The 5,923-nt window shown below is 59.1% G+C and carries 7 protein-coding genes and 1 tRNA gene; 4 read left to right on the forward strand and 4 right to left on the reverse strand.

Annotation, left to right across the window (positions count from 1 at the left end; all coding sequences use genetic code 11):
- Positions 1-154 precede the first annotated feature (154 nt).
- Positions 155-679, forward strand: a complete 525-nt coding sequence (locus tag C8265_RS19110) for a hypothetical protein (protein ID WP_206050378.1) — start codon at positions 155-157, stop codon at positions 677-679.
- Positions 680-1,769: 1,090 nt separating this feature from the next.
- Here C8265_RS19110 and C8265_RS19120 read toward each other — a convergent pair.
- The 3 genes from C8265_RS19120 to C8265_RS19130 all read right to left on the reverse strand — a co-directional run bounded on the left by C8265_RS19120 (position 1,770) and on the right by C8265_RS19130 (position 3,069).
- Positions 1,770-1,961: a helix-turn-helix transcriptional regulator gene (locus tag C8265_RS19120; RefSeq protein ID WP_108485590.1), complete on the reverse strand. Its 192-nt coding sequence runs from the start codon at positions 1,959-1,961 to the stop codon at positions 1,770-1,772.
- Positions 1,962-2,152: 191 nt separating this feature from the next.
- Positions 2,153-2,227 (reverse strand) — tRNA-Phe (locus C8265_RS19125).
- A 101-nt stretch (positions 2,228-2,328) separates the two neighbouring features.
- The gene (locus tag C8265_RS19130; protein WP_108485591.1) at positions 2,329-3,069 is read right to left on the reverse strand and encodes an SDR family NAD(P)-dependent oxidoreductase; all 741 of its coding nucleotides are present in this window, start codon (positions 3,067-3,069) and stop codon (positions 2,329-2,331) included.
- Positions 3,070-3,147: 78 nt separating this feature from the next.
- On the opposite strand from C8265_RS19130, the gene argB reads away from it, so the two are divergent.
- Genes argB through C8265_RS19145 form a run of 3 tightly spaced genes read left to right on the forward strand, consistent with a single transcriptional unit; the run spans position 3,148 to position 5,164 of the window.
- Positions 3,148-4,026: an acetylglutamate kinase gene (gene argB, locus C8265_RS19135; protein WP_108485592.1), complete on the forward strand. Its 879-nt coding sequence runs from the start codon at positions 3,148-3,150 to the stop codon at positions 4,024-4,026.
- A complete protein-coding gene (locus C8265_RS19140) occupies positions 4,023-4,661 on the forward strand; it encodes a ferredoxin (protein WP_108485593.1) in 639 nt (212 codons plus the stop codon). The genes argB and C8265_RS19140 overlap by 4 nt, the downstream gene beginning before the upstream one ends.
- Positions 4,658-5,164, forward strand: coding sequence for a SixA phosphatase family protein (locus C8265_RS19145; protein WP_108485594.1), 507 nt, complete (start codon positions 4,658-4,660; stop codon positions 5,162-5,164). The genes C8265_RS19140 and C8265_RS19145 overlap by 4 nt, the downstream gene beginning before the upstream one ends.
- A gap of 117 nt (positions 5,165-5,281) precedes the next feature.
- Here C8265_RS19145 and C8265_RS19150 read toward each other — a convergent pair.
- Positions 5,282-5,923: EF-Tu C-terminal domain-related protein (locus tag C8265_RS19150; protein WP_240611155.1), on the reverse strand; the 642-nt coding region annotated here is incomplete at its 5' end.

A 5,923-nucleotide genomic window follows, 5' to 3' on the forward strand; every position in this document is an offset into this window, starting at 1 on the left:
CACAGCGCCATCGGCTATACTACGCCACAAGAAGCAGAGGACGCTTTCTATGAAAACTTAAACGGCCATGATAAAGCAGCCTAAGATTTGAACAAAACACTCTCCGGTAAACCCGGGGCGGTTCAGTGCCTATGCCGAGACGCGGCGTCGAGGCATGCAAGATCACCGGCCGGATCTGACTGAGATGTCTGCGACATTGAGCCGACTTGGCAGCACTCTTGCGCACCTGACGCATTGGGATATCCGTCCGGCACGAACAGTATCCCTTCTTGCTTCACTCGCAAACTTCCTGACGGGGCAGGCCCTTGTCGATGCTGGCCAGGAGCTTTTTGGAACGCTGATCTTGCCGACTCTGGAAAAGCTGGCCGAATCTTGGGCTCACGAGCTTGATGTTTTCTGGATTGAAGCAAAGGAAACCCTGAGCCAGAGAAGCGCATCTGGCGGCGAAATTCCAGACTATCTTGGGATCGACGCTATCTATAGGGCATTCCAAGCGCAGCCTGACGATGTGCGCACAGCCGTCAGAGCGAGGATGGATCAGCTCGCCGATAGATGCAGAACGCTTTCCGAAGGACAGCCGACAGACATCCTCAGCCGGATGTCCGTCATCTTTGAGGCCAAACCGAAAGCTATCTTACATGCAGGGTATCAGTCGAGGTCGGCCCACAGGAGACAATAACCGGGCTTGTCTACGCCGCATTGCAGCTTCACGAAAACAGCCGTTCATGCATCATGCAGTATTTCGCCTATCGTGTGGCGCCAGTGCGGGGCAAAGTTCGAATTCGCTGCAAATGCACCGATGGCAGTATTGGGCGATCCGCTCCACAAACCGTCGCTTCTTAGAGATCCGCGGGATGCAGGTAATACCCTTGATGAACAGCACTATTCAAATCCTCCTAATTCTCGATCTAACACATTATCAAAGGTGAATTCTCTAAGTGGCAACTCAGGATCAATCGGGCTACCCCAAATTTTCTGTCGCTCTGGATTATTAAGTTGCCAGGCGATGTCAGCATAGCAAGTTGGTTGGCCTTCGTTTTGCCGGAAATGGCTAATATCGCTCCTTTAGCCGTACTGGAGGACCGCCATGGACAAGACCGCCTTTGCAGAATTCATTTCAAAGCTTCGCCTGCTAACGCCTCAGCAACTCGCACAGCTCGGCACAGCCGTGACAGACTCCCAACGGCGGGCCGAGGCCGTGCCCGCTCTCGATGCCCGCTGCACAAAGGAAGCCGGCCAAGACTGCCCGCGCAGCGCCTCATCGAAGCGATGCCGGTGGGGGCATATCCGCCATCGACACCTTCGAGACCGTCACCACGGCGCGTGACCTCGCCACGGTGCCCGGGCTGGAAGATTTGTTCAATGACTACCTCCTCGCCCCCGGCTCAAAAAACTGCTTCGGAATGGATGTTGCAGCGGACCACTACTAGCGTAAACGTGGCTGGCTTCCTGCACGCAGCCTCCAAGGCGCGCACTTCATCCGGCCATACCTCGGTGCCTGGAATGGCGCACCCACGCTCACGACCGCAATTCTGAAAGCGTAAATGGCCATCGCCGCGAGGTCGCCCTCATCCCAAAGCAGAAGAACGAGAAGATAGCGGAAGCACCGCTTGTCTCGACGGAGATCACGTCAATATCCGGGGTGCTCGGCCGAAGTTGCACGATCCAGTTCCATCAAGCTACCCGGCTCCCACCGCGCACTATAAGTGCTTCGCCAACGATCCACGGGGGCATCACATTCTCCCGATCGACGCTGCTTGCTCCCATTGTTACTGATATTTGCCCTCAACTACTTTCATAATAACTGAGCGGCGCCAACGACTCGAGCCACCCTGTTTTTGCGCTTTGGGAAAGGTCTCACGTTTGATGTCGCGATAGATGCTTACCTTCGAGCGAGCTACGATTTTGCAGACCTCTTTGATAGGCAGCAAGACGTCGTGGGGGATATCTTCGTGGTTCATTCTTCTTCTCCAGTTTGTGAACTGTCGAAGAAATGATGTTGATCTGGTTTCGCCGGAAACGCGGATGTGCCATTAATAAAGTCTGACGCAATCGATCAAGGGAGGGAGGTCTGTCGTCCCGGAGCAGAAACACTCAGATATCTACGATCATCCACTGCTAAAAATGTACATATTTTTCAATTACTTAAAAGTGGTGCCCGGGGGCGGAATCGAACCACCGACACGAGGATTTTCAATCCACTGCTCTACCCCTGAGCTACCCGGGCACGGAATGGCGGTTGGGATGGACCCTGCCGCCTGGGGCTGCGGTCTTCTAGACCGGTGGGGGGCGGGGTGTCCATAGGGTTTGAGTGAAAAATTTCGTACTTCAGACGTGTTGGCCGGCATTCACCTCGATTTCGGTTCCGGTGACATAGCTTGATTGGCTGGAACACAGGAAATATATCACATCGGCCACCTCTGCCGGTTGACCAAGGCGGCGCAGGGGCAAGGTATCGACGATCCTGTCCGTGCCGGGCGAGAGAATCGATGTTTCCACCTCGCCGGGCGCGATTGCGTTTACCCGCACCCCCATGGGGCCGTAATCGTGGGCCATTTCGCGGGTCAGGGCCGCCAGTGCCGCCTTGGACGTGGCATAGGCCGCGCCGGCAAAGGGATGCACCCGCGCGCCCGCGATGGAAGTCACATTGACGATGGCCCCTTTTGCCCCGGTCAATTCGGCCTGCAGCCCGCGGGCCAAAACCACGGGCGCAAAGAAATTGACATGAAACACCTGCCCCCAGGTACGCAGATCGGTGTTGATTGTGTTCAGCCGCCCGCCGTCTTCGGCCTTGGGCGATACCCCGGCATTGTTTACCAAGGCGTCAAGCCGTCCATCCAGCTTTTCGCGAATCTCGTCAATTGCGCGAATGGTGTCGGATGGATCGGCCAGATCGATCTGAATGTGGCTTTCTGCACCGCCCGGCCAAGGGCAGCGCGCATCAAACGGTTGGCGCGAACAGGTCAGCACGCGCCAGCCCTCGGCAGAAAACCGTTTTACCGTTGCGTGACCTATTCCGCGGCTGGCACCGGTCAAAACCAGGGTGCGCTGACGGGGCGTATCGTTCATCTTGTCATCCCTTTGGGTACTTCCCCTTGAGCGGGGCGTTACAACAGCTTAACAGGGGGGAACGCACCAGGGACACCCATGAAAAAGCAGACCGCCATGAAAAGCGATTGGATCGCAACCGCGCAGACACTGAATGCCGCCCTTCCGTATCTTCAACGCTATGATGGCGCAACGGTGGTAATAAAATTGGGCGGTCACGCCATGGGCAGCGATGAGGGCATGGCCAGTTTCGCCCGCGATGTGGTGTTCATGCAGCAAACCGGGGTGAACCCGGTGATCGTGCATGGCGGCGGGCCACAAATCAGCGCGATGTTAGAGCGTTTGGACATTCAAAGCACGTTCGTGCGCGGCAAGCGGGTGACCGATCAGGCCACGGTTGAAGTGGTTGAAATGGTGCTGTCGGGGCTGATCAACAAACGAATCGTTCAGGCAATCAATGCCGCCGGGGGCGGTGTTGTGCGCGCTGTGGGTCTGTCGGGCAAGGACGCCAATCTGATGGTGTGCGATCAGGCTGATCCGGGGCTGGGATTTGTCGGCACGCCAAAGGAATTCAACCCCGAATTCCTCCGCTCGTTGCACCGGGCCGAAATCATTCCGGTGATCGCGCCCATTGGTGCGGGGCGCAATGGCGAAACATTCAACGTGAATGGCGACACGGCGGCGGGGGCGATTGCCGCCTCGCTCAGGGCCGACCGGCTGTTGTTGCTGACCGATGTGGCCGGAGTCAAAAACGGCGCGGGCGATGTTGTGACCGAACTGACGCCGGATCAGATTCGCGCGATGATCGAGGATGGCACCATTGCCGGCGGCATGATTCCCAAGGTGGAAACCGCACTGGATGCGATCGAGGCGGGCGTGCGCGCGGTGGTCATTCTGGATGGGCGGGCCGCGAATGCCTGTTTGTTAGAGCTGTACACCGATCATGGCGCAGGAAGCCTGATCCGCGCCGCCAGATGACCCTGCAGGATGTAGAACGCGCCCTGGCAATGGATCATTTGCAGGTTTTGGGCGGGTTTCACCCCGGCGCGCAGGATGGTGCGCCCCCCGGCACCGGCACGCTGTTGTTGATTGGGCCGGATGAGCCGGGGTTCTGGCCGCATTTCACCGCCGCGCCGGAATATCACGATGGAATGGCGGCACCGCTGGATCGCTGGTCAACCCGCGCAATTGGCGCCGTCGCACAGCGATTCGATGGAACGGCGCTGTTTCCGTTTGGCGGCCCGCCCTGGCATCCGTTTCTGGGCTGGGCGCAAAAAACCGGCCGCGCCTGGGCATCGCCGGTTGAATTGCTGGTTCATGATACAGCGGGCCTGTTTGTCAGCTTTCGCGGCGCGCTGGCGCTTTCTGCGTGCCTTGCACTGCCCCCACCTTCAACGCGGCCCTGCGACACCTGCGCCGATCAACCCTGCCGCGCCGCCTGCCCTGTCAGAGCGCTTGACGAACACGGCTATGATGTGCCCCGATGCCGCAGCTATCTGGCCGAGGGCGGCGCATGCCTGACCCAAGGCTGTGCCGTGCGCCGGGCCTGTCCGGTTGGCCAGGGGCGGATCGCCGCCCAGTCCGAGTTTCATATGAAAGCGTTTGCCACATGACCCTGCGTTTGATCCTGACCCGCCACGCAAAATCCGACTGGGACGATCCGCGGCTCGACGATCACGACCGCCCCCTGAATACCCGGGGGCATGACGCGGCCGCCGCTATGGGCGCCTGGCTGGCGCAACAGGGGCACCGGCCGCAACAGGCGCTGATTTCCACAGCCAAACGCGCCGTCGAAACCTGGAACGGGATGCGCCCCGCCCTGCCCGATTGCGCCGCGCACTTTCACCAGAACCTGTATCACGCGGCCCCCGATACGGTGTTGGCAATCCTGGCAAAGGCCACCGCGCAATGCGTTCTGGTCATCTGCCACAACCCCGGCTGCGCCATGTTGGCCGAAGGATTGGTGCGCAAGGCCCCGCCACATCCGCAGTTTCGCAGCTATCCCACGGCGGCAACCACAGTCATTGATTGGGATGTTGACGATTGGGCGCTGGTTCTGCCCGGACAGGGACGGGTGGTTGATTTTGTGGTTCCACGCGATCTGATCGGCGCCTGAACCGGGCACAGCCCAAATCAAAAGGGCCCCTGACGATCAACGCCAGGGGCCCTTTGTATTTTCCAACCCCGGTGGTACGGGGTGATGCGCGTGGCCGCATCACAGCCACGCAAGAAATCACTCAGTAATTTTTGACACGACGCCTGCGCCGACGGTGCGGCCGCCTTCGCGGATGGCGAAACGCAGGCCCTGCTCCATGGCGATCGGGGCGATCAGCTCAACACCGAACGATACGTTGTCGCCGGGCATGACCATTTCTGTGCCTTCGGCCAGGACAACCGTGCCGGTCACATCCGTGGTACGGAAGTAGAACTGCGGGCGGTAGTTGGCAAAGAACGGTGTGTGACGACCGCCTTCTTCCTTGGTCAGAATATAGGCTTCTGCCTCGAACTTGGTGTGGGGCTTGACCGATCCGGGCTTGCACAGAACCTGACCACGCTCAACGCCGTCACGGTCGACACCGCGCAGCAACGCGCCGATGTTGTCGCCAGCTTCACCACGATCCAGCAGTTTGCGGAACATTTCAACACCGGTACAGGTGGTGGTCTTGGTGTCGCGGATCCCGACGATTTCGATGCTGTCGCCAACGTTGATCACGCCACGCTCGACACGGCCGGTCACAACAGTACCACGACCCGAAATCGAGAATACGTCCTCGACCGGCATCAGGAACGGCTGATCCACTGCACGCTCAGGCGTGGGGATGAAATCATCGACAGCGGCCATCAGGGCCTTGATCGACTCTTCGCCGATTTCAGG

This window comes from Oceaniglobus ichthyenteri (assembly GCF_003057885.1).
GTDB lineage: Bacteria > Pseudomonadota > Alphaproteobacteria > Rhodobacterales > Rhodobacteraceae > Oceaniglobus > Oceaniglobus ichthyenteri.